At 70.9% G+C, this 23,198-nt stretch carries 19 protein-coding genes; 13 read left to right on the forward strand and 6 right to left on the reverse strand.

Annotated features, from left to right (window positions below; genetic code table 11):
* The first annotated feature begins 119 nt into the window (after window positions 1–119).
* Entirely contained in the window at window positions 120–806 is a 687-nt protein-coding gene (locus ACQP0U_RS07015; protein ID WP_433316815.1) for a TMEM175 family protein, read from the forward strand.
* Here the strand turns inward: ACQP0U_RS07015 and ACQP0U_RS07020 are convergent.
* The 3 genes from ACQP0U_RS07020 to ACQP0U_RS07030 are packed head-to-tail and all read right to left on the reverse strand — an operon-like array spanning window position 787 to window position 4,953.
* Entirely contained in the window at window positions 787–2,382 is a 1,596-nt protein-coding gene (locus ACQP0U_RS07020) for a phytoene desaturase family protein (protein ID WP_433316817.1), read from the reverse strand. The two genes, ACQP0U_RS07015 and ACQP0U_RS07020, sit on opposite strands and share 20 nt — an antisense overlap.
* Before the next feature lie 11 nt (window positions 2,383–2,393).
* Window positions 2,394–4,268, reverse strand: a complete 1,875-nt coding sequence (locus ACQP0U_RS07025) for a HAMP domain-containing sensor histidine kinase (RefSeq protein WP_433316819.1) — start codon at window positions 4,266–4,268, stop codon at window positions 2,394–2,396.
* Window positions 4,258–4,953: a response regulator transcription factor gene (locus ACQP0U_RS07030; RefSeq protein WP_433316821.1), complete on the reverse strand. Its 696-nt coding sequence runs from the start codon at window positions 4,951–4,953 to the stop codon at window positions 4,258–4,260. Before ACQP0U_RS07030 ends, ACQP0U_RS07025 begins: the two co-directional genes overlap by 11 nt.
* 113 nt (window positions 4,954–5,066) lie before the next feature.
* Here ACQP0U_RS07030 and ACQP0U_RS07035 point away from each other — a divergent pair, with 113 nt between their 5' ends.
* Genes ACQP0U_RS07035 through ACQP0U_RS07050 form a run of 4 tightly spaced genes read left to right on the forward strand, consistent with a single transcriptional unit; the run spans window position 5,067 to window position 8,704 of the window.
* A complete protein-coding gene (locus ACQP0U_RS07035) occupies window positions 5,067–5,687 on the forward strand; it encodes a hypothetical protein (protein WP_433316823.1) in 621 nt (206 codons plus the stop codon).
* Window positions 5,674–6,807 carry an efflux RND transporter periplasmic adaptor subunit gene (locus ACQP0U_RS07040; protein WP_433316825.1) on the forward strand — a complete coding sequence of 378 codons (1,134 nt, stop codon included), beginning with the start codon at window positions 5,674–5,676 and terminating at the stop codon, window positions 6,805–6,807. The genes ACQP0U_RS07035 and ACQP0U_RS07040 overlap by 14 nt, the downstream gene beginning before the upstream one ends.
* On the forward strand, window positions 6,804–7,496 hold the full coding sequence (locus ACQP0U_RS07045) for an ABC transporter ATP-binding protein (RefSeq protein WP_433316827.1): 693 nt from the start codon (window positions 6,804–6,806) through the stop codon (window positions 7,494–7,496). Before ACQP0U_RS07040 ends, ACQP0U_RS07045 begins: the two co-directional genes overlap by 4 nt.
* A complete protein-coding gene (locus tag ACQP0U_RS07050) occupies window positions 7,493–8,704 on the forward strand; it encodes an ABC transporter permease (RefSeq protein ID WP_433316829.1) in 1,212 nt (403 codons plus the stop codon). Before ACQP0U_RS07045 ends, ACQP0U_RS07050 begins: the two co-directional genes overlap by 4 nt.
* 80 nt (window positions 8,705–8,784) lie before the next feature.
* Here ACQP0U_RS07050 and ACQP0U_RS07055 read toward each other — a convergent pair whose 3' ends face one another.
* On the reverse strand, window positions 8,785–9,621 hold the full coding sequence (locus tag ACQP0U_RS07055) for a YhjD/YihY/BrkB family envelope integrity protein (protein WP_433316831.1): 837 nt from the start codon (window positions 9,619–9,621) through the stop codon (window positions 8,785–8,787).
* A 50-nt stretch (window positions 9,622–9,671) separates the two neighbouring features.
* Here ACQP0U_RS07055 and ACQP0U_RS07060 point away from each other — a divergent pair, with 50 nt between their 5' ends.
* The 6 genes from ACQP0U_RS07060 to ispG all read left to right on the forward strand — a co-directional run bounded on the left by ACQP0U_RS07060 (window position 9,672) and on the right by ispG (window position 18,895).
* Window positions 9,672–10,223, forward strand: a complete 552-nt coding sequence (locus tag ACQP0U_RS07060) for a GNAT family N-acetyltransferase (RefSeq protein ID WP_433316833.1) — start codon at window positions 9,672–9,674, stop codon at window positions 10,221–10,223.
* 416 nt (window positions 10,224–10,639) lie between these two features.
* Window positions 10,640–14,608 (forward strand): CARDB domain-containing protein, encoded by a 3,969-nt coding sequence (locus tag ACQP0U_RS07065; RefSeq protein ID WP_433316835.1) that lies wholly within the window; start codon window positions 10,640–10,642, stop codon window positions 14,606–14,608.
* 228 nt (window positions 14,609–14,836) lie between these two features.
* Window positions 14,837–15,208: a Uma2 family endonuclease gene (locus tag ACQP0U_RS07070; RefSeq protein WP_433316837.1), complete on the forward strand. Its 372-nt coding sequence runs from the start codon at window positions 14,837–14,839 to the stop codon at window positions 15,206–15,208.
* A 43-nt stretch (window positions 15,209–15,251) separates the two neighbouring features.
* Window positions 15,252–16,463, forward strand: a complete 1,212-nt coding sequence (gene dxr / locus ACQP0U_RS07075) for a 1-deoxy-D-xylulose-5-phosphate reductoisomerase (RefSeq protein WP_433316839.1) — start codon at window positions 15,252–15,254, stop codon at window positions 16,461–16,463.
* The gene (locus ACQP0U_RS07080; protein WP_433316841.1) at window positions 16,463–17,713 is read left to right on the forward strand and encodes a M50 family metallopeptidase; all 1,251 of its coding nucleotides are present in this window, start codon (window positions 16,463–16,465) and stop codon (window positions 17,711–17,713) included. The genes dxr and ACQP0U_RS07080 overlap by 1 nt, the downstream gene beginning before the upstream one ends.
* A gap of 9 nt (window positions 17,714–17,722) precedes the next feature.
* Complete coding sequence (gene ispG, locus ACQP0U_RS07085) at window positions 17,723–18,895, forward strand: flavodoxin-dependent (E)-4-hydroxy-3-methylbut-2-enyl-diphosphate synthase (RefSeq protein ID WP_112588507.1); 1,173 nt, start codon at window positions 17,723–17,725, stop codon at window positions 18,893–18,895.
* Between the two features lie 157 nt (window positions 18,896–19,052).
* Here ispG and ACQP0U_RS07090 read toward each other — a convergent pair whose 3' ends face one another.
* The gene (locus ACQP0U_RS07090) at window positions 19,053–19,640 is read right to left on the reverse strand and encodes a PadR family transcriptional regulator (RefSeq protein WP_433316843.1); all 588 of its coding nucleotides are present in this window, start codon (window positions 19,638–19,640) and stop codon (window positions 19,053–19,055) included.
* A 112-nt stretch (window positions 19,641–19,752) separates the two neighbouring features.
* On the opposite strand from ACQP0U_RS07090, the gene ACQP0U_RS07095 reads away from it, so the two are divergent.
* A complete protein-coding gene (locus ACQP0U_RS07095) occupies window positions 19,753–21,093 on the forward strand; it encodes an MFS transporter (RefSeq protein ID WP_433316845.1) in 1,341 nt (446 codons plus the stop codon).
* Window positions 21,023–21,862, forward strand: a complete 840-nt coding sequence (locus ACQP0U_RS07100) for a GNAT family N-acetyltransferase (RefSeq protein WP_433316847.1) — start codon at window positions 21,023–21,025, stop codon at window positions 21,860–21,862. The genes ACQP0U_RS07095 and ACQP0U_RS07100 overlap by 71 nt, the downstream gene beginning before the upstream one ends.
* A 360-nt stretch (window positions 21,863–22,222) precedes the next feature.
* Here the strand turns inward: ACQP0U_RS07100 and ACQP0U_RS07105 are convergent, their stop codons facing one another.
* On the reverse strand, window positions 22,223–22,783 hold the full coding sequence (locus tag ACQP0U_RS07105) for a hypothetical protein (RefSeq protein ID WP_433316849.1): 561 nt from the start codon (window positions 22,781–22,783) through the stop codon (window positions 22,223–22,225).
* Window positions 22,784–23,198 lie beyond the last annotated feature (415 nt).

Below are 23,198 nucleotides of genomic sequence, written 5' to 3' on the forward strand. Positions count from 1 at the left end.
CGATCTTGCACTTCCGGTAGCGGCAAAGCGGGACAATCACCCCAGAACCGCGACGGAAAGTGCAAGATCGCGGGAGGGGCGCCCGCAGGGAAGGCCGCCTCCGGGAGGGGTGCCCGCGGGTGAGTGGTTACCGGTACGGGCGTGGGCGGGAGAAGACCCGGGACGCTGCCCGCGTGGAGACGTTCAGCGACGGGGTCTTCGGGGTCGTGCTGACGGTGATGGCCGTCGAACTGCTCCAGACCGGTCCGGCCAGGGAGAGTGGTCGAGAGCTTCCGGACGCCCTGGCCCACGCCTGGCCGTCCTACCTGGCGTACGTGATCACCTTCGCGATCGCCGGGCAGGTGTGGCTCGCCCACCACAACCTGTGGCGGTACGTGGTCCGCGTTGACCAGATGCTGCTGGTCCTCAACCTGCTCGTGTTGCTCTTCATCGCCACGATCCCGTTCACCGCCGATCTGCTGTCGGACAATCTGCGGGGCAGTCCGACCGAGCAGCGGTTGACCGCCGCTCTCTACGTCGGCACCGTGCTCGGTGAGGCGATCTTCGTCAACCTGACGTGGTGGTGGGCTCGTCGGCGCGGACTGCTCCACCCCGACCTGGATCCGCGGCTGGCCCGGACCATCGCACGGCGGATAGTGCTGAAGCCCTTGTTCTACCTGGCCGCCTTCGCCATCGTCTTCGTCAACCCCATCCTGAGCCTGTGCGCGTACCTGCTGCTGGTCGGCTTCTACCTGATCGGGGGTCCGGGTGACCTCCGGCCCTCCACCCCGCCCAACGCGGGGCCGATCAGCGCCCCAGATCGCTGAGGACCCGGCGGGCGGCGTTGTGGCCGGCCGCGCCGATGACGCTGCCGGCCGGGTGGCAGCCGGCGCTGCCCGCGTACACGCCGTCGACGCCGGTGGCGTAGGGCATCCGGTCGGTGAACGAGACAGTGTTGTCGACGTGGTGGATGTGCCCGCCGGTGATGCCGAAGTGCTCCTCGATGCCGGGCGGCGGCAGGGGCACCGCGTCGGCGATCAGGTCGGCGGTGCCGGGGGCGTACCGCTCGACGATCCCGATGAGCCGGTCGACGTAGCCGGGCAGCTCCGCGTCCCAGGTGCTGCCGGCCAGCTCGTAGGGGACGGACTGGACGAAGAGCGCCGACGAGTGGTGCCCGGCGGCGTCGGAGAGCGACGGATCGACAGTGGTGTGCAGGTACCACTCGATGGTGGGCTCCGCCGGCAGCAGCCCGGCCTGCACGTCCGCCCACATCGCGCGCAGCGCTGTCATCGGTGCGGCCTCCGCCCCGCCGACCAGCGACGCCGACCCGGGCAGCAGGTGGATGGTCGAGCCAAATGGGCTCGGCGTGCCATCCGGCAGGCAGGAGAACCGTGGCAGCCCGGTGAGCGCCAGGTTGAGCTTGAGGGTGGTGCCGGGCCGGCGGACCGCCGCCATCCGTTCGCCGAGTGCCGCCGGGAGCGCGCCGTCGGGCAACAGGTCCATCAGCCGGTACGGGTCACACGCGCCGAGCACCACCCGGGCGGCGACCTCCCGACCGTCGGCCAGCACGACTCCGCTGGCCGCGCCGCCGTCCACTGTCACCGCGCGCACCGGCGTACCGGTGCGGATGGTTGCTCCGGCGGCGCGCGCGGCCTCGGCGAACGTCCGGGAGACCGTACCCATCCCACCCTCGGCGATCATCCAGGTGCCGCCGGAGCCGGGCAGTCGACACATGTTGTGCACGAGGAAGTTGTGGCCGGTGCCGGGGTCGTCCGGGCCGGCGTTGAGCCCGGACAGGCCGTCGGTGACCGCGTACATGCTGACCAGCAGCTCGGAGCGGAACTCGAACCGGGCCAGGTAGTCGGCGACGGAGCCCTGCACGAGGTCGACGAAGACCTGCCGCAGCGCCGGGCGGACGTGCCGCTCGGCGGTCTCCTGGACGCTCAGCGGCTCGGCCAGCCAGGCCGGGGCGAGGTCTTCGCGCAGCGCGGCCAGTTCGGCCTGCATGGCGTCGTCGGCGGCCACGTCGGCGGGGGAGAAGAACTCGGCGAGCTGCGCCCGTGTGGCGGCGGTGTCACTGCCGAAGAGCAGGTACGGCGAGCCGAGGCCGCCCGGGGTGGGGAGGAAGTAGTGCGGGTCGCGGCGCAGCACCGGGATCCGTACGTCGAGCGTGGCGAGCAGCTCCGGGGGCATCAGCCCGAGCAGGTACGAGCCGGTGGAGTGGCGCAGCCCCGGCACCTTCGGGAACGGGTTCTCGGTACGGGTGGCCCCGCCGATCACGTCGGCGGCCTCCAACACGAGGACGTCCAGGCCGGCGCGGGCCAGCAGGACCGCGGAGACCAGACCGTTGTGCCCGGCACCGACGATCACGACGTCGGCGCGGGCCGGAATCTCACTGCTCATGCCGCGGCAGCCTAGTCCGCCCCGCCGTACAGGTCACCCCTTTCGCCGGGGGCGGGTGGGGGTAGGTGGAGGGTGAAGGTGGAGCCCCGGGCGGGGGTGCTGATGGCGCTGACGGTGCCGCCGTGGGCCTCGGTGAGCTGGCGCACGATGGCGAGGCCCAGGCCGCTGCCGCCGGTCTGCCGACTCCGGGACTTCTCGGCCCGCCAGAAGCGGTCGAAGACCCGGGGCAGGTCCTCGGCGCTGATACCGCTGCCGGTGTCGGTCACGGAGACGACGACCTCGGTGTCGGTCGCGCTGGCGCTGATCGTCACGCGCCCGCCCGACGGGGTGTGCCGTACCGCGTTGGCCACCAGGTTGCCGACGGCCTGGCGCAGCCGCACCGGGTCGGCGTCGACCTGCGGGTCGGCCTCGGTGCGTACCGCGATGGTCACGCCGACCCGGTCGGCCTGGGCGCGGTGCGCCTCCGCGACCTGGGCGAGCAGGTCGGTGAGGTAGACCTGTTCGCGGTGCAGCCGCAGCGCGCCCGCGTCGGCCTCGGCGAGGTCCTGCAGGTCGGTGATCACGTGCTGGAGCAGGGTCGCTTCCTCCAGCAGTGAGGAGAGCAGCCTGCGGTCGGGGGCCGCGACGCCGTCCTCGACCGCTTCGAGCCAGCCCCGGATGTTGCTCACCGGCGTACGCATCTCGTGGGCTATGTCGCTGACCATGGCCCGGCGCAGTTGCTCCAGCCGTTCACGCCGTTCGGCCATGGCGTTGAAGACCTCGGCCAGCCGGGCGATCTCGTCGCGGCCGGTCACCCGGACCCGGGCGGAGCCGTCGCCGTCGCGCATCCGCTGGGCCGCACCGGTCAGGGCGTGCAGCGGGCGGGTCAGCCGGATGCCGGCGAGGACTGTGAAACCGATCGTCACCAGCAGGACGAGACCGGCGACCGCGACGATGCGGGTCTGGTTGGCGGGGGAGAGGTCGAAGGTGGTCGAGGGGCGACCGCCCGGGTCGGTGACGAAGAGGGTCGCGGCCGGGGCGACGTACGGGAGGAGTTGTTCGCGTCGACTGGTGCCGACGCACGCGCTGATCGCACGGTTGTGCTCCTGGTCGACGGCGGCCGCGGTCCGGGAGTCGGGTGCGCTGGCCGCCGGCTGCCTCGTCCACGTCCAGTCCAGGTCGACCTGTACGGCGGGCAGGCGTCGCCGCGCCAGGCAGGTGTTCACCAGGGCGTTGAGCTGGGCGAGGGCCTTGCCCTCGGTGGCGGTGCGGGTCGCGAGGTCGTCCCTCAGTTGGGCGCAGACGGCGCTGTCGAGGTCGGCGCCGGGGGTCTCGATCCGTGGGCGGCCGGTGGGCCCGTCCACGACTGTGGCGTCGATCTGCGCCCGCAGCCGCAGACACTGGACCGCCTCGGCCGCCCTGCCCCGCAGCGCCGTGCGCTCCTCGGGCGGGAGCAGGTACGGCCCGGTGGTGCGCGCGTCGATGCGGCTGGTGCCGCCGTCACCGCTGCTCGGCGGGGCGGTGCCCGGCGTCAGGGCGGTGTCGACGGCGAGCGCGTCGACGATCGCCGACGACGTCGTCGGCAACGGGCCCGCGTCGGGTGCCGAGTCCGCGATCGGGGCACCGCTGTCGGTGGTCAGGGCGATCCGCCGGCCGACGTCCCGCGCGAGCGGCCGGAGGGCGGCGTCGACCCCGTCCCAGTTGGGGTGGGTCGCCGCGTACGCGAGGAGCGTGTCGTAGATGCGCGCGTCGTCGGCGAGCGCCTGCCCCTGCTCCTGCCGGATCGCCCCGGTGGTGGTGCGGACGGCCAACCACGCGGTCGCCGCGATCGAGCCGATGGCGATGAGGACGGCCAGCGCCAGCAGCCGCAGCAGCAGGCTGCGGCGCAGCGGAACCTCACGCGACACGGGGTGACTCTTCGACGAGCTTGTACCCGACGCCGTACACGGTCACCAGCCGCGCCGGCTTGCGCGGGTTCGGCTCGATCTTCCGGCGCAGGTTCATGACGTGCACGTCGACGGTCCGGTTGGTGATGTACCTGTCGAACCCGTGCAGGTAGCCCAGCAACTGGTCCCGGGTGAACGCGCGGGCGGGCTGGGCGGCCATCGCCTGGAGCAGTTGGAACTCGCCAGGTGTGCAGTCGATGAGGCGTCCGTCGCTGCGTACCTCGTGGCGCACCGGGTCGACGTGCACGGCGCCGACCCGCAGCACCGGGTCCGTGTGCGTCCGCTGGACCCGACGCAGCAGGCTGCGGGCGCGGGCGACCAGCTCACGTGGGCTGTACGGCTTCGTCATGTAGTCGTCGGCGCCCAGGTCGAGGCCGAGCAGCAGGTCGTCCTCGGTCGACCGGGCGGTCAGCATGAGCACCGGCAGGTCGGACTCTCGGCGCAGGATGCGACAGACGTCCAGGCCGTCGACCTTCGGCATCATCACGTCGAGGACCAGCAGCGCCGGGGGCCGCTGACGGATCTGCTCCAGGGCGGCCCGACCGTCGGCCACCACGACCACCTCGTGCCCCTCGCGTTCCAGGTATCGGCGCGCCAACTCCGCCTGCTTCTGGTCGTCCTCGGCCACCAGCACGTACGCACACACGGCAGCGACTGTACGTGGCCCGTGCGGGCTCAGGCGGTGCCGCTGAGCAGGGACTACCGGATGACGACCGGTTCCTTACAGGTCTCTGACAGGTGGGCGTGAAGCTGCACGCCATGACCACCTCAACCCATCGGGTCGCCGTCGGACTCGCCACGGTCACCCTTCTCGCTCTCGCTCTCGCTCTCGCCGGCTGCGGCGGCGGCGCGTCACGCACCGACAAGGGCACCGCCAGCGGTGACGTCGCGTCGCTCACCACCCCGTCCGCCCCGGCGAGCGCCACCCCCGCCGGAGGTGCCGCCAACGGTCGGCCGCAGCTACGCCTGGACATGACCGACGAGGAGGAGACGCGGCTCTGGGGGGCGTACAACATCTGCCTGCATGAGAACGGCGTGAAGTTGAACGAGGGCCGGTCACAACCCGGCCCGGTCGGGGACGGCACCGGCCTGTCCCTCGACCAGAGCGGGGAGCCGAAGGCGGCGTACGTGGCGTGCGCGAACAAGCTGCCGCTCCAGCCGCCGGAGCTGGATCGGGAGAAGAACCCGAACTACGTGAGCCAGTGGAACGACTACGTCCAGTGCCTGCGCGGGCGCGGCCTGAAGATCCACTCACTGCCGGACGGCTCCGGCTGGACCTACGACGACGGGGTCGCCGACCCGACCAACGGACTCGAGGGTCCCGCGATGGAGAAGGCCGAGCGGGGATGCACGATGGAGATCTTCGGTGCCAAGAAGTAAACCCACCGACGATCCTGGTCGGCGTACCACCCGGCGTACCGCGATCGTGGTGGCGACGGTGACCCTGGTGGTCGCCGTCGGTGCCGGCGTCGGGGTGCTGGCCCTGCGGCGTCACGCCGACGGTGACGTCGCGAGTGCCCCGCCGCCGCTGACCACGACGACGGTGGCCCGGGCCGACCTGTCGGACACCCGTTCGCTCGACGGGACGCTCGGCTTCGGCCCGGAGCGGCTGGTGAAGGGCGCCGGGGAGGGCGTCGTCACCCGCCTGCCGAAGGTGGGCGACCCGGTGGCCCGGGGCAAGCCGCTCTACTGGGTCAACGACCGACCGGTGCCGGTGCTGTTCGGCGGGACCCCACTCTTCCGCACCCTCGACAAGCCCGGTCTGGTGGGCAGCGACGTACGGATCGTGTCGGACAACCTGAAGGCGCTGGGCTACCAGACCGGCTCGCAGCCGTCGCGGGGCACCGACGGCACGAAGATCGGCACGGGTCAGGCCCTGCTCACGAAGAGCCTCGTCGCCGCGATCAAGAAGTGGCAGAAGGCCGTCGGCCTGGACCCCACCGGCACCATCGGGGTTGGGCAGGTCGCGGTGCTGACCGGGCCGGCGCGGGTCAGCGCGGTGAAGACGCTGCCAGGTGACCCGGTCGCCGGTGAGCTGCTGGCCGTCACCGAGAAGGTCAAGCTGGTCACCGTACCGGTCGGGGCCACCGAGGTCGGTGCCATCACGGTGGGTGCCGCCGTGGTCGTCGCCCTCCCCGACAGCTCCGAGATCCCGGCCACTGTCGCCTCGATCTCCCAGACGGTGCGCGGCGGTGGACCGGACGGCGGCACCGGGCAGGGCAGCCCACCGACTGTGGACGTCCTCGTCGCGCCGACCCGGGCGGCGGACGTGGCCAAGCTCGACGCGGCCGCGGTGCAGGTCCGGTTCACCACCGCCGTCCACAAGGACGTGCTCGCGGTGCCGGTCGGCGCGCTGGTGGCACTGCGCGAGGGCGGGCATGCGCTGCAACTGCCCGATGGCGGGCTGATCGCGGTGGAGACCGGGATGTTCGCCAGGGGTCTGGTCGAGGTCAGCGGCACCGGTGTGACCGAGGGCCTCGACGTGGTGACGGCCTCGTGACCGCCGAGCCGGTGCTGAACGTCGAGGGGGTCAGCAGGACGTATCCCGGCGGGGTGACCGCGCTGGACGACGTCTCACTGACCGTGCGCGCTGGCGAGATGCTCGCCATCGTCGGGCCATCCGGGTCCGGCAAGTCCACCCTGCTGAACATCATGGGCACCCTCGACCTGCCGACCAGCGGCCGCGTACGCGTCGCCGGGCAGGAGGTCACCGCCCTCACCGACCGTCGGCTCTCCGCGCTGCGGGGCCGCTGGCTCGGCTTCGTCTTCCAGCAGTTCCACCTCACCGACGGGCTGGACGCCGCCGAGAACGTCGCCACCGGCCTGCTCTACGCCGGGGTGCCCCGCCGTCGCCGTCGCCGTACCGCGATCGAGGCGTTGGCCCGGGTCGGCCTGGCGCACCGGGTCGACCACCTGCCGCAGCAGCTCTCCGGCGGGGAGCGGCAGCGGGTGGCGATCGCCCGGGCACTCGTCAACGAGCCCGCGCTGGTGTTGGCCGACGAGCCGACCGGCGCCCTCGACACGGTCAACGGGGAGGCGGTGCTGGCCCTGCTCACGAACCTCAACGCGGAGGGGACCACCATCGCCGTGATCACCCATGATCGCGATCTCGCCGCCCGTACGCCTCGACAGGTGGAGATCCGCGACGGCCGGATCGTCGCCGACACCATCGCCGGGAGCAGGACATGAGCGTGTCCCCGGGTGACACCCGGTCGACCCGGCTCGCCCCGACCGACGTACTCCGGCTCGGTCTGCTCGGGCTGACCACGCGTCGGATGCGGGCCGTCCTCTCCGCTCTGGGCATCTCCATCGGCATCGCCACGTTGGTCGTCGTGGTGGGCATCCCCGCGTCCAGCCAGCGCGACCTGATGGACCAGCTCTCCGCCCTCGGCACCAACCTGCTGCGGGCCGAGCCCGTGCCGGACCAGAACCCGCCGGTCCTCCTGCCCGAGGACGCCGCTGCCATGGCGTCGCGGATCGGGCCGGTCCACGCGGCGAGCGCCGTGGCGAACACCCACACCGCCGTACGCCGCAACGACCTACTGGACAGGTACGACACGTCCGGGCTCAGCGTGCTCGCGTCCCGGCCGGACCTGTTGGGGACGGTCAACGGCCGGATCCGCAGCGGCCGCGCCCTCGACGCCGGGACCGCGCGGCTGCCGACCGCCGTCCTCGGCTACGTCGCGGCGAGCCGGCTCGGTTTCGCCACGGTGGACCCCCGGCAACCACCCCAGGTGGTCATCGGCGAGCGCTGGTTCACCGTGATCGGCATCCTGGACCCGTTGCCGCTCTCCCCGGATCTGGACCGCTCGGTGCTTGTCGGGTGGGACGCCGCCGAGGCCATGCTCGGCTTCGACGGTCATCCCACCGTCGTCTACCTGCGGGCCAGGGAGGACGCGTTGGAGGACGTCCGCGCCGTGCTGCCGGCCACCCTCAACCCGCAGTTGCCCGGGCTGGTCCAGGTCAGCCGCCCCTCCGACGCGCTCGCCGCGAAACGGGCCACCGAGAGCAGCTTCTCCGCGCTGTTCCTCGGGTTGGCGGCGGTCGCCCTGCTGGTCGGCGGGATCGGCGTGGCCAACACGATGGTCATCTCGGTGCTGGAGCGCCGCCGGGAGATCGGCCTGCGCCGGGCGCTCGGCGCGAACAGGGGCCAGATCCGGGTGCAGTTCCTCACCGAGTCGGTGCTGCTCAGCGTGCTCGGCGGCGCCGCCGGGGCAGCCCTCGGGGTGCTCGCGACGGTCGGCTACGCCAGCTATCAGGGCTGGCCACCCACCATCCCGTCGACAGCGGTGCTCGGCGGAATCGCCGGCGCCCTGCTGGTCGGCGTGATCGCCGGCGTCTACCCGTCCATCCGAGCCGCCCGCCTGACCCCCACCGAAGCCCTCGCCACCCCCTAACCCCCCCAGCCCGCGTTGATCATGAAGTTATTGCCACTCTCCACGGCGTGTCGTGGCAATAACTTCATGATCGACCGGGGTCACGGGTGGGGTGTGGGGGTGGTGCGCCAGCGGGAGAGGGCCAGGGTGGCGGAGTAGCCGGCCAGGACGATCACGTGGAACAGGTAGAGCCAGAGGAGGACGGCCACGCCCGCGCCGATGTCGTCGAAGCCGCCGAAGGGTACGCCCAGATCCAGCGGGAGCGAGGCGAAGAGCACGAAGCCGTGCAGGAAGCCGGAGAGGTTCGCCGCGGTGAACGACCCGATGCCGAGGGTGGAGAGCCAGTCCGGTGAGGCCGGCCCGACGACCCGGAACACCCACACCAGCACCGGCGTGAGCACCAGCCAGACCGCCAGGAACGACAGCACCACGCCGAGCACGCCGAGCCAACCACCCTGGCGTACGAGCCGGGTGGTGAGCGGGAGCGCCAGCAGGATCGACAGCAGCAGCGCGGGGGCCGGCGCGAGCAGTGGCAGCAGCAGGAGTCGTCCCCGCCAGCCGACCAGGTGCTCGTCGGTGCGGGGCGCGGCCACCGAGACGAATGCCCGACGTAGGCCCTCGCCGTACAGCGAGGCGGGTAGCAGGGAGGCCAGCGCCAGCAGCGGGGTCAACCCGACCCCGGCTTCGACGAGCGCGTCCACCGCACGGGGCGCGCCGATCGCGGTGGGCAGGGCCTCCACGGCGTACGAGGTGAGCCGGCGTACCCGGTCGGCCCCGGCCACCAGTGCGGTGAGCCAGATGGCCAGCAGGGCGACCGGCACCACGGCGATGGCCCCGTAGAAGGTGATCGCGGCGGCGTGCAGCGACAGGTCCCGTCCGCGCACCGGACGGAACGCGGCACTGGTGATCCGTTTCGCGCGCTGCCATCCGTTGCCCATCGGGTCCTCCTTCCCTGTCGTCGCGGTCGTCACTCCTAAGATCGCCGGTCATGACTGTTCTCACCACCGAACGCCTGATCCTGCGTGATTGGACCGACGATCCGGCCGATCTGGCCCGGATCTACGACATCTACCGCCGCCCGGAGATCACCCGTTGGCTGGGCGCCTCGCCGGGTCTGCCGATGACCGACCCGGCCCAGGCGGTCGAGCGGCTGCGGATCTGGCAGGAGCGGCACGCCGACGACGGTGGCCGGTACGGCACCTGGGCGGTCGAGGTACGTGAGACCGGCCAGGTGGTGGGCACGGCGCTGCTCAAGCCGCTGCCGGGTCGGGACGAGGCGGTGCGTACCTCGGACATCGAGACGGGTTGGCACCTGCACCCGGATTCGTGGGGTCACGGTTACGCCACCGAGGCCGCTCGTGTGCTGCTGGCCCGGGAGTTGGCCACCGGCACCCGGGAGATCTACGCGGTCGTGTCGCCGGGCAACGAGCCGTCGATGGCTGTCGCTCGGAGGCTGGGCATGGTCCATGTGGGTCAGCGCACCGACTGGTACGGCGGGGAGCTGCTGGAGACCTTCGTCCTGACGGCACCAGATGCCTGATCGTTCCCGCACGACCTGACGCAAGATCCGTACAGCCATGGGGAAGGTGCCGCCTCCGGTCGTCAGGAGGTGGCACCTTCCCCCGCGTCTGGGCAGATAAGTCCGTCAATAGTCATGGCGGTCGAAGTGTTGACGCTTCCGGTAGCACGTCAGTAACCTTTGGGCAAAGTAACGCAAGAACTCGACAAAGGTGTGCAGGGTTCTGCGCATGCTCTCGGAAGATTCAACGGGCCTCCTCGGGAGGCCCGTTGATGGTCGTACCCATCTGTGTTCCAGGACGAGCGGTGCCCCCGCGCCGCCCGTACCAGCCGTCTCTCTCGACCCCGGCCCTCGCGCATCGGCCGGCGCTGCACCGCCGCACCCCCACCCCGTGGTCCAGCCACCGCGGCAACCGTCCCCCGACGACAAGGACAGTGATGAGACGAACGAATCTGTTCAGGATGGTGGCGGCCACGGCCGCCGCCGCGCTGATCGCCACGGCCGGGGCGACCGCCGTCGCGAACCCGGCCGCCGCCGCCCGACCCGCCGCCCCGGCGGCCGCACCGAGCAGCGGCTTCGCCCCGGCGGCCACCAACCTCGCCCAGGGCCGTCCCACCCAGGAGAGCGGCCACGCCGACGTCTACGACTCGTCGAAGGTCGTCGACGGCAACGCGGGCAGCTACTGGGAGAGCGTCAACAACGCGTTCCCGCAGTGGGTGCAGGTCGATCTCGGCTCGTCGCAGAGCGTCAACCAGGTCGTGCTGAAGCTGCCGACCTCCGGTTGGGGGACCCGGACGCAGACGCTGAGCGTGCGGGGCAGCGCCAACGGTTCGTCCTTCACCGATCTGGTCGGGTCGCAGACGTACACCTTCAACCCGGCGAGCGGCAGCACCGTCACGATCAACTTCAGCTCGGCCTCCACCCGCTACGTCCGGATCACCATCACCGCCAACAGCGGTTGGCCGGCCGGGCAGCTCTCCGAGCTGGAGGTGTACGGCAGCGGCGGCACCACCCCCGACACCACCGCGCCGAGCGTTCCGGGCAACCTCTCGTACACCCAGTCCGGCACCACCATCAGCCTCAACTGGGTCGCGTCGACGGACAACGCGGGCGGCAGCGGCATCGCCGGCTACGACGTCTACCGCAACGGCGCGTTCCTCCAGTCCGTCGGCAACGTGACCACCTTCAACGACAGCCAGCCGGCCACCGCCACCGTGTCCTACTACGTCCGGGCGCGCGACGTCGCTGGCAACGTCTCCGGCAACAGCAACACGGTGACCCGGACCGGCAGTGGTGACACCACCGCGCCGAGCGTCCCGGGGACGCTGTCGCACAGCACGTCGGGCAGCACGATCACGCTCAACTGGGGGGCCTCCACCGACTCCGGTGGCAGCGGGCTCGCCGGCTACAACGTCTACCGGGGCGGCAGCCTGATCGCGACGTTGGGCACCGTCCTCACCTACCAGGACACCCAACCGGCGACGGCGACCGTGTCGTACTACGTCCGCGCCCGCGACGGCGCCGGCAACCTGTCCGGCAACAGCAACACCGTCACCCGGACCGGCAGCAACCCGCCCGCCTGCACCAACGTGGCGCAGGGCAAGAGCATGACGGCGAGCGGCTCCACCTTCAGCTTCACCCCGGACAAGGCGAACGACGGGCAGCTCACCACCTACTGGGAGGGCGCGGCGAGCTACCCGCAGAACCTGACCGTGGCGCTGGGCGCGAACCACTCCATCTCCGGCGTCACCGTGAAGCTCAACCCGGACCCGGCCTGGGGCACCCGTACCCAGACCATCCAGGTCCTCGGCCGCGACCAGGCGTCGTCCTCGTACACCAGCCTGGTGTCGGCGGCGGCCTACCAGTTCGTCCAGGGCACCAACGTGGTGACCATCCCGGTCAGCGCGACCACCGCGGACGTGCAGTTGCGGTTCACCGGCAACACCGGTGCCCCGTCCGGCCAGGTCGCCGAGCTTGAGGTGTGCGGCACCCCGGCGCCCAACCCGGACCTGGTCGTCAGCTCAGTGACCTGGTCACCGTCGTCGCCCAGTGAGGTCTCGCCGGTCACGCTCTCGGCAGTGGTGCAGAACATCGGCTCCGCCGCCGCCGGTGCGACCACTGTGAACTTCAGCCTGGCCGGCGCGGTCGCCGGCAGCGCCTCGGTGGGCGCGCTCGCCGCGGGCGCCTCGACCACCGTGTCGTTCAACGCCGGTACGCGGCCGATGGGCAGCTACGCCGTCTCGGCGGTGGTCGACCCGGCGAACACGATCTTCGAGCAGAACAACGGCAACAACAGCTTCACGGCGGCATCGCCGCTGGTGGTGGCGCAGGCCCCGGGCCCCGACCTCCAGGTGCTCAGCATCGCCTCGAACCCGCCGAACCCGGCCGTCGGGGCGTCCGTCACCTTCACCGTGACGGTCCGCAACCGGGGCACCACCGCGACCGGCGCGACAACTGTCACCCGGCTGGTGGCGGGCAGCACCACGCTCAACACCAACACCGCCTCGATCGCCGCCGGCGCGACGGTCACCGTGGCGGTCAGCGGTAGCTGGACCGCCACCAGCGGCGGCGCCACCATCACCGCCACCGCCGACGCGACCAACGTGGTCACCGAGACCAACGAGACCAACAACGCGTTCAGCCAGTCGATCGTGGTGGGCCGTGGGGCTGCCGTCCCGTACGTCTCCTACGAGGCGGAGGCCGGCCGTTACCAGGGCACGCTGCTGGAGACCGACCCGCTGCGCACCTTCGGGCACACCAACTTCGCCAGCGAGTCCTCCGGGCGCAAGTCGGTACGGCTCACCAGCACCGGCCAGTTCGTCGAGTTCACCTCGGCCAACCAGGCCAACTCCATAGTGGTGCGCAACTCCATCCCGGACGCGCCGGGTGGCGGCGGCATCGAGGCGACCATCAGCCTCTACGTCAACGACGTCTTCTCCCGGAAGTTGACCCTGTCGTCGAAGCACAGCTGGCTCTACGGAAACACCGACGGGCCGGAGGCGCTGACCAACACCCCGCAGGCCGACGCCCGACGGCTCTTCGACGAGTCGAACGCGCTGCTGGCACAGTCCTACCCGGCCGGCACCCGGTTCAAGTTGCAGCGCGACTCGGGTGACACCGCCTCCTTCTACGTCATCGACATGATCGATCTGGAGCAGGTGGCGCCGGCGGCGAGCCAGCCGGCCGGTTGCACCTCGATCACCTCGTACGGTGCGGTCCCGAACGACGGGCTCGACGACACCGCCGCCATCCAGCGGGCGGTGACCGACGACCAGAACGGTGTCATCAGCTGCGTCTGGATCCCCGCCGGGCAGTGGCGGCAGGAGCAGAAGATCCTGACCGACGACCCGCTGAACCGGGGCATGCACAACCAGGTCGGCATCAGCAACGTCACGATCCGGGGCGCCGGCATGTGGCACTCGCAGCTCTACACGCTGACCGAGCCGCAGAACGTGGTGGGCGGCATCAACCACCCGCACGAGGGCAACTTCGGCTTCGACATCGACAAGAACACCCAGATCTCCGACATCGCCATCTTCGGCTCGGGCCGGATCCGCGGCGGTGACGGCAACGCCGAGGGCGGCGTCGGTCTGAACGGTCGCTTCGGCACCGGCACGAAGATCAGCAACGTCTGGATCGAGCACGCCAACGTGGGCGTCTGGGTGGGTCGCGACTACGACAACATCCCCGACCTGTGGGGGCCTGCCGACGGGCTGGACTTCAGCGGCATGCGGATCCGCAACACGTACGCCGACGGCATCAACTTCAGCAACGGCACGCGCAACTCGCGGGTGTTCAACTCGTCCTTCCGCACCACGGGTGACGACGCGCTCGCCGTCTGGGCCAACCCGTACGTCAAGGACCGCAACGTCGACATCGCCCACGACAACCACTTCGTCAACAACACCATCCAGCTGCCCTGGCGGGCCAACGGCATCGCCATCTACGGCGGCTACGACAACTCGATCGAGAACAACCTGATCTACGACACCGCCAACTACCCGGGCATCATGCTGGCGACCGACCACGACCCGCTGCCGTTCTCCGGCACGACGCTGATCGCCAACAACGGCCTCTACCGCACCGGCGGCGCCTTCTGGAACGAGGACCAGGAGTTCGGTGCCATCACCCTCTTCCCGGCCACCAGGGACATCGTCGGGGTCACGATCCGCGACACCGACATCATCGACTCCACGTACGACGGCATCCAGTTCAAGAACGGCGGCGGCAACATGCCGAACGTCGCCATCACCAACGTGCGGATCGACAAGTCCAACAACGGTGCCGGCATCCTCGCGATGAGCGGCGCGCGCGGCAACGCCGTCCTCACCAACGTGACAATCACGAACTCGGCCGACGGCAACATCGTCATCCAGCCGGGCTCGCAGTTCGTCATCACCCCCTGATCGACACGATCTAGGTGAAGTCGGGGTGTCCGCACGCTGCGGACACCCCGACTTCCGTACAGAGCACTACGGCGCACGGTCCGTCGTGTGCGTCAGGCCGCCGGCACCGCTGACCGACTTTCGCTGCGGCCCGCAGATCTTGGACAGTTTCCGTTACGTCCTAACGGAAACTGTCCAAGATCTGCACGAACGATGTGCTTCCGTTGCGGAACGACGTTCGATGATCAGGTGGACGTCGTCTCGGATGACGACCTCTTCATTCCGGACATCGCCGTGCTGAAGGTTCCCGGCGGCGGGCGAACGGCGATGAGCATCGAGCATGCCGTGTTGTTGGGGGAGATTGTTTCGCCGGGTAATCGGCGCAAGGGCGTGACCGACCGGCCCAGGGAGTACGCCGCTGTCGGGGTGCCGTTCTTCCTCCGGGTTGACCTGCGTAACCGGGTGCCGACCATGGCGCTGTTCGAGCTGTCCGACGGGGAGTACCGGCCGCTGGCCGCCGCCGCGGCGGGCAGCACCTTCGCGATGCGGGAGCCGTTCGAATTCTCCATCGACCCGGCCGAGTTGCTGGACGAGGAGGAGCCGGCCGAGCTGGAGGGCTGAGGCTCCCAGCGGGCGTGCAGCGGGGGTGGGGAAGAATGGTCGGGTGACTTCCCCCCGCGACCTTGTTCTGCTCGGGTCCACCGGCTCGATCGGTACCCAGGCCATCGACATCGTCCGGCGCAACCCGGACCGGTTCCGGGTGGTCGCCGTGGGCGCCGGCGGCGGCAACGTCGAGCTGCTCGCCGCGCAGGCCCTCGAACTGGGCGTCGAGGCGGTCGGGGTGGCCAAGGCGTCCGCCGCGCAGGACCTGCAACTCGCGTTCTACGCCGAGGCGAGCCGGCGCGGGTGGGCCACCGGTGACTTCAAGCTTCCCAAGATCGTGGCTGGCCCGGACGCCATGACCGAGCTGGCCCAGTGGCCGTGCGACATCGTGCTCAACGGGGTGGTCGGCTCGCTGGGCCTCGCTCCTACGCTGGCCGCGCTGGGTGCTGGTCGTACCCTCGCCTTGGCCAACAAGGAGTCGCTCGTGGCCGGCGGCCCGCTGCTCAGGGCCGCGGTGACGCGGCCGGGGCAGATCGTGCCGGTCGACTCGGAGCACACGGCGCTCGCGCAGTGCCTGCGCTCCGGCTCGCGCCCGGAGGTGCGCCGGCTGATCGTCACCGCCAGTGGCGGCCCGTTCCGGGGCCGACGCCGCGACGAGTTGACGCAGGTCACACCCGAGCAGGCCCTCGCGCACCCGACCTGGAACATGGGGAAGGTCATCACGATCAACTCGGCCACCATGGTCAACAAGGCCCTTGAGGTGATCGAGGCGCACGAGCTGTTCGACGTGCCCTACGCCGACATCACCGTGATGGTGCACCCGACGTCGGTGATCCACTCGATGGTCGAGTTCGTCGACGGCTCGACCATCGCCCAGGCCAGCCCACCGGACATGCGGCTGCCGATCGCTGTCGCTTTGGGCTGGCCGGACCGGGTTCCCGGCGCTGCCGCCGCTGTCGACTGGACGGCCTCGCACACCTGGGAGTTCGCGCCGCTCGACGACGAGGCGTTCCCGGCCGTCGCCCTGGCCAAGGCCGCCGGGGAGACCGGGCGCTGCCGCCCGGCGATCTACAACGCGGCCAACGAGGAGTGCGTGGAGGCGTTCGTGGCGGGCCGACTGCCGTTCCTCGGCATCGTCGACACCCTCGAACGCGTGTTGGAGGAGGCTCCGGACTTCGACGAACCAGGTACCGTCGAGGACGTGCTCACGGCCGAGTCGTGGGCGCGCGCGCACGCGCAGGAGATCATCGCGGGTTCGGTGGAAGGAGCTTGATGTCGTACCTGCTCGGGGTGGTCCTCTTCGCCCTGGCCATTCTCATCTCGGTGAGCCTGCACGAGGCGGGTCACCTGCTGACCGCCAAGGCGTTCGGGATGAAGGTCACGAAGTTCTTCGTCGGCTTCGGCCCCACCATCTGGTCGTTCCGCCGGGGTGAGACCGAGTACGGCCTCAAGGGCATCCCCCTCGGCGGCTTCTGCAAGATCGTCGGGATGACGCCGCAGGACGACGACGTCGAGCCGGGTGACGAGTCGCGCGTGATGTGGCGCTACCCGGTCTGGAAGCGGACGATCGTGATGGCCGCCGGGTCGATCACGCACTTCGCGCTCGCCCTGATCACGATCTGGATCCTCGCCGTCTCCGCCGGCCTGCCCAACCCCGACTTCCCGACCACCGACGCGCAGGCCCGCCAGGAGCCCGCCGTCATCCAGCTCAGTGAGTGCGTGGTCCCGGAGAACGCGGTGCGGGCGTGCACCTCGGCCGACGCGGCCAGCCCGGCCGCCCAGGCGCAGTTGAAGAACGGCGACCGGATCACGTCGATCAACGGCACCGCGATCAACTCCTACGGCGACCTGCTCACCACGCTGCGGGGGCTCAAGCCGGGCGACACCGCGCAGATCGCCTACGTCCGCGACGGGCAGCCGGGCACCACCAGCACGGTGCTCGCGCAGACCCAGCGTCCGCCGTTGGACAACCCGACCGGCACCGCCGCACCGGTGGCCGCGCTCGGCGTCGGGCTCGTCCCCAGCACGCCCACCCGCGTGACGTACGGCCCGGTCGGCGCCTTCGGCGCCACCGCCGACTTCACCGGTCAACTGGCCGTCGGCACCGTGCAGGCGCTCCAGCGGCTCCCGCAGAAGGTCCCCGCCCTGTGGACCGCCCTCACCGGCGGCGAGCGGGACGTCGACACCCCGATCAGCGTGGTCGGCGCCAGTCGACTCGGCGGCGAGGCGGTGGAGAACAACGCCTGGCTGGTCTTCTTCATGCTCTTCGTGTCGCTGAACTTCTTCATCGGCGTGTTCAACCTGCTGCCGCTGCTCCCGGTGGACGGCGGCCACATCGCCATCGCCTGGTTCGAACGGGTCCGCTCCTGGGTCTACGCGCGGATCGGCCGGGCCGACCCCGGCCGGGTGGACTACCTCAAACTGATGCCCTTCACGTACGCGGTGATCCTGATCGGTGGCGCGTTCACGCTGCTCACCATCGCCGCGGACGTCGTCAACCCCATCACGCTCTTCTCAAGGTGAGTGCCTGAAGTGACAGCTATCAGTCTCGGTATGCCCGCCGTGCCGCCCCCGCCGCTCGCTCCCCGTCGGGCCAGCCGCCAGATCATGGTCGGTTCGGTCCCGGTTGGTGGTGGCGCGCCGGTGTCCGTGCAGTCGATGACCACGACCCTCACCTCCGACATCAACGCGACCCTCCAGCAGATCGCCGAGCTGACCGCGTCCGGCTGCCAGATCGTCCGGGTGGCGGTGCCGTCCCAGGACGACGTCGAGGCGCTGCCCGCGATCGCCAAGAAGTCGCAGATCCCGGTGATCGCCGACATCCACTTCCAGCCCAAGTACGTCTTCGCGGCGATCGACGCCGGCTGCGCGGCGGTCCGGGTCAACCCGGGCAACATCCGGCAGTTCGACGACAAGGTCAAGGAGATCGCCCGCGCTGCCGGGGCGGCGGGGGTGCCGATCCGGATCGGCGTCAACGCCGGGTCGCTGGACAAGCGCCTGCTGAGCAAGTACGGCAAGGCCACCGCCGAGGCGCTCGTCGAGTCGGCGCTGTGGGAGTGCTCGCTGTTCGAGGAGCACGGCTTCCGCGACATCAAGATCTCGGTCAAGCACAACGACCCGGTCGTGATGATCCGCGCGTACCGGCAGCTCGCCGAGCAGTGCGACTACCCGCTGCACCTCGGCGTCACCGAGGCCGGGCCGGCGTTCCAGGGCACCATCAAGTCGGCGGTCGCCTTCGGTGCGCTGCTGGCCGAGGGGATCGGCGACACGATCCGGGTGTCGCTGTCCGCCCCGCCGGTCGAGGAGATCAAGGTCGGCAACCAGATCCTGGAGTCCCTCGGCCTGCGCGAGCGGGGTCTGGAGATCGTCTCCTGCCCGTCCTGCGGGCGCGCCCAGGTGGACGTCTACAAGCTCGCCGAGGAGGTCACCGCCGGCCTGGAAGGGCTGCCGGTGCCGCTGCGCGTCGCCGTCATGGGCTGCGTCGTCAACGGTCCGGGCGAGGCCCGGGAAGCCGACCTCGGCGTCGCCTCCGGCAACGGCAAGGGCCAGATCTTCGTCAAGGGGCAGGTCGTCAAGACCGTGCCCGAGGCGCAGATCGTCGAGACGCTGATCGAGGAGGCGCTGCGGATCGCCGACGAGATGGGTGCCGAACTCCCCGAGGAGCTGCGCGGGCTGGTCACCGGCCCGACCGTCACCGTGCACTGATTCTCCATCTGGAGAAGCGGCCGTTCCCCGTGCGGGGAACGGCCGCTGTGCGTTCGTGGTCTTTTCGCGCTGTGGCGCTGTGGCGCTGTGGCGCTGTGGCGCTGTGGCGCTGTGGCGCTGTGGCGCTGTGGCGCTGTGGGCTTGGCGCGGCCCGGCCTCACTCGGATTCGGCGAGGATCGCGTACAGCTTGCGCCGGGTCTCGTCGAGCACCTGGGCGGCCCGCTCGCGCTGGTCGTCGGTGCCGTTCATCATCACCTGGCGCAGGGCGTTCATCGCCTGCGCGCCGGAGTCACGGATGTCGTGCCAGCTGCTCACCGAGCCCTGGGCGACGTCCGCCCACGGCGGGGTCTGCGCGGCCTCGGTGGCCTCCGCCTGACCGGCCTCGGTGACAGTGAACCGCTTCCGCCCACCCCCGGACTCCTCGGTGCTGGCGACGATCACGCCCTCGTCCTCCAGTAGCTGGAGGGTCGGGTAGATCGAGCCCGGGCTCGGCCGCCACGCACCGCCGGTGCGGGAGTCGATCTCCTGGATCATCTCGTAGCCGTGCATCGGCCGCTCGGTGAGCAGGGCCAGGACGGAGGCTCGAACGTTGGGGCGTCGGCCCCGACCCCGTCCACGGCCTCGGCCGCCCCAGGGGCCGCCGTGCTCGTGGCCGTGACCGTGCGGACCGGGCGGGACCGGCGGGAAGCCGAACCCCCGCATGCGGGCCTCGTGCATCGGGTGGTGCTGTCGGTGGAACCTCATCGGGTTCTTCCTCTCGTAGGACTATCGCTGATGCATCAACGATATATCGGCAATGCATCGCCGACAACCCCGATCTACCAAACCGTACGTACGTCTTGCTAAGGTGTCGGGCATGCGCCTGCTTCCCCCGCCGGGTCCGGCCCGGGTCCTCACCCTCGGCACCCTGGTCAAGACCGTCGGGCGAGGCCTCTGGCTGGTCGCCAGCGCGCTCTTCCTCACCCGGTCGGTCGGCCTGTCGGCCACGCAGGTGGGCATCGGGCTGACCATCTCGGCCCTGGTCGGCGTGCTGGCCAGCACGCCGAGCGGCTACCTGGCCGACCGCGTCGGCCCACGCGGCGTGCAGGTCGGCGCGCTGTTCGCCGCCGGCACCCTGACCGTCGGCCTGATCGCCGTCCGGTCGTTCCCGACGTTCGTGCTGGTGGGAGCCGTCACCGCGCTCGCCGACGCGGTCGAGCGCGGCGCCTGGGGCGCGCTGATCGCCGGAGCGATCCCGGCCGACCAGCGGGTCCGCACCCGCGCCTACCTGCGCGCCACCACCAACGTCGGGATCTCCGTCGGTGCCGTCCTGGGCGGCTTCGCCATCGCCGCCGACACCCGAACCGGGTACGTCGCGTTGATCCTGGCCGCGGCGGCGGCGTCACTGGCCGCAGCGGTGGTCTTCCTCCGGCTGCCCGCCGTCGCCCCGGTCGCCGCCCCGACGCACGGCCCTCGGCTGGTCGCCCTACGCGATCGCCCGTTCCTCGCCTTCACCCTCGTCGACGGGCTGATGTCGATGCACTTCAGCCTGCTCACCATCGCCCTGCCGCTGTGGATCGCCGGCCACACCCGGGCCCCCGCCTGGATGATCTCCGCGTTGACGCTTGTCAACACCGTGCTGGTGGTTCTCCTCCAGGTACGCGCCGCGCGTACCGCCGCCACCCTCCCCGCAGCCGCCCGCGCCGCCCGTCGAGCGGGCGTGGCCATCGCCCTGGCCTGCGTACTCTTCGCCGCCAGCGGCGCGCTGCCCACCGCCGGCGCGATGGGCCTGCTCGGCCTCGGGGCTGTCGCGCACGTCACCGGGGAACTGTGGCACTCCGCCGCCGGTTGGGGGATCTCCTTCGGGCTGGCACCGGCGGACGCCCAGGGGCAGTACCAGGGGGCGTACGGCATGGGCTACGAACTGGGCAAGATGCTCGCGCCGGTGGTGGTGACCACCCTCGCGCTCGGCTGGGGCGTACCCGGCTGGCTTGTGCTCGGTGCCCTGTTCCTCCTGCTCGGGGCCCTGGTGCCCCCGGTCGTCCGGTGGGCCGGACGGACCAGGCCGATCAGCGGGTTCGCAGAACAGGTGCCGGCCTCGGCACTCGACCGGCGGAGCGGGGGGTCGATCTGGCAGGCTGATAGTCGTGCTGACGGTGCCGGTACGCCAACTGGGGGAATCGGAGCGCCGCGCGGTCGAGCGACTGCTCGACCATGACCCGTTCGCGGGCGCGCAGGTCGCCGAGCGGATCGCCGCGCGCGGACTCTCCTGGTGGCGGGCCGAGGGCAGAATCCTGGGGTACGGAGCCCGTCGCAACCTCGAATCACTCTGCTGGCTCGGCGGCAACCTGACCCCGGTGCTGGCCAGCGATGCCGCGGTGGCCGCCTTCGCCGACCTGCTCGCGGGCGAGGAGCGGCTCTGCTCCTCCATCGTCGGCCGGGCCGATGCAGTCCTCGGGCTGTGGGACCGCCTCTCCGGCACCTGGGGGCCAGCGCGAGACGTCCGCCCCAATCAGCCACTGCTGGTCACCGACACGCTGCCACCCGTACCGGCCGACCCGGAGGTCCGCCAGGTCCGCTCCGGCGAGGTCGACCGGCTCTTCCCGGCGGCGGTCGCCATGTACACCGAAGAGGTCGGCGTCTCCCCGCTGGTCGAGGACGGTGGCCGCAGCTACCGCCGGCGAGTCAACGACCTCGTTCGGAGTGGCCGCGCGTACGCCCGCATCATCGACGGCAAGGTCGTGTTCAAGGCGGAACTGGCCGTGGTGACCAAGCGGACGGCGCAGATCCAGGGCGTCTGGGTGGCCCCGGAGTGGCGAGGCCGGGGAATCGCCACCGCCGCCATGGCAGCCGTGGTCCGCGACGCGCTGCTGCGGGTGGCACCCACCGTCAGCCTGTACGTCAACGATTTCAACCTCCCGGCCCGCCGCGTCTACGAGCGCTGCGGCTTCCAACCGATCGGCACCCTGGCCACAGTCCTCTTCTGACGAGTTGGCCCGAGCATCCCCGCGAGATCTTGGACAGTTTCCGTTAGCGGGGAACGGAAACTGTCCAAGATCTGCGGGCAACCACCCGCCGAACCGTGCCATCCGCTTCCGCCAGGCACCCGGCGGCGCTGAATTGGGGCCAGCGGACCGCATCCATGCGCTCGCCCGCACGGCGAGGGAGATGCCGCTGGCCGGCACCCCGAGTTGCGGGTGCCGGCCAGCGGTCGGGTCGTGCGGTGCTGCTGTGCTGTGCGGTGGTGCTGGCGTGCGGGTGGTGCTGTGCGGTGGTGCTGGTTGCGGTGCTGCTGTGCTGTGCGGTGGTGCTGGCGTGCGGGTGCTGTGGTGCTGTTCTGGTGTGGGTCAGCTGTTCCAGTGCTGGGCGACCAGGTCGGTGGCCTGCTGCTCCCACTGGGCGTAGGCGTCCGGGTACGCCGAGACCTGCACGGTCTGGGCGGCGTCGGTCAGCGGCATGTCCTGCCACCCGTCAACCTGCTTCAGGCCCTTCAGGAACGCGGTCGTGGAGTACTCGGGGTCGGTGATCTGCTCCGGCGTACCCCAACCCGAGCTCGGGCGCTGCTGGAACAGGCCCAGCGAGTCATGGTCGTTCATGTCGCCGAGGTGGCCGAGGTTCTCCAGCTTCGACTCCTGCAGGCTCGTCGCGATCGAGATGACCGCGGCGCGCTCGGGCAGGCCGGCCTTCTTCGTGGCGGCGATGATCGCCTTGACGTTGGCGGTCTGCTCGTCGTTGAGGCTGATGCGGGACTGGTCGCCCTGCGGCTTCGGCGCCGCCGACTGCACGGCCACCGCGACGGGCTTGGCATCCACCGGGTTGGCGTGGGCGGCGATCGGACCGGCGAACACACCGCCGGCGAACGCGAGACCAGCAACGGACAGCATGCTCTTACGGATGATCGTGTTCATGGGGGAAGCTCCTTCGGGGGTAGGACACCCGCGACGCACCGATCGGGGAAACGGCGGCGACGGGTGTGAGCACCTCGTCCGGCGCTGCACAAACAACAGGGGAGAAGTCTTCAAGGTCGGCGGCCTGCGAGCGGGGGGCTCGTGGCGCCGGGTCCACGTGTAACGACCGGGGGGCCGGGGTCATTCCGGGGTGGCCCACCTGCCGGCACCCTCATCGAGGCGGTGACGGGCGGTCGTCCGTGGGGACTTGTAACGACCCGGGGGGCCTAAGTCATTCCGGGGAGGCCCACCTGCCGGGCACCCACATCGCGGCGGTGCCTGCGGTTGGTCGTGGGGACTGCAACGACCGGGCGGTGGCTGGCATTCCCACCTACGCGACCAGCCCCGAAGGACCAGGGCGGCGGTCGGTGGTGCT

The organism is Micromonospora sp. CA-269861 (genome assembly GCF_050948505.1).
GTDB lineage: Bacteria > Actinomycetota > Actinomycetes > Mycobacteriales > Micromonosporaceae > Micromonospora.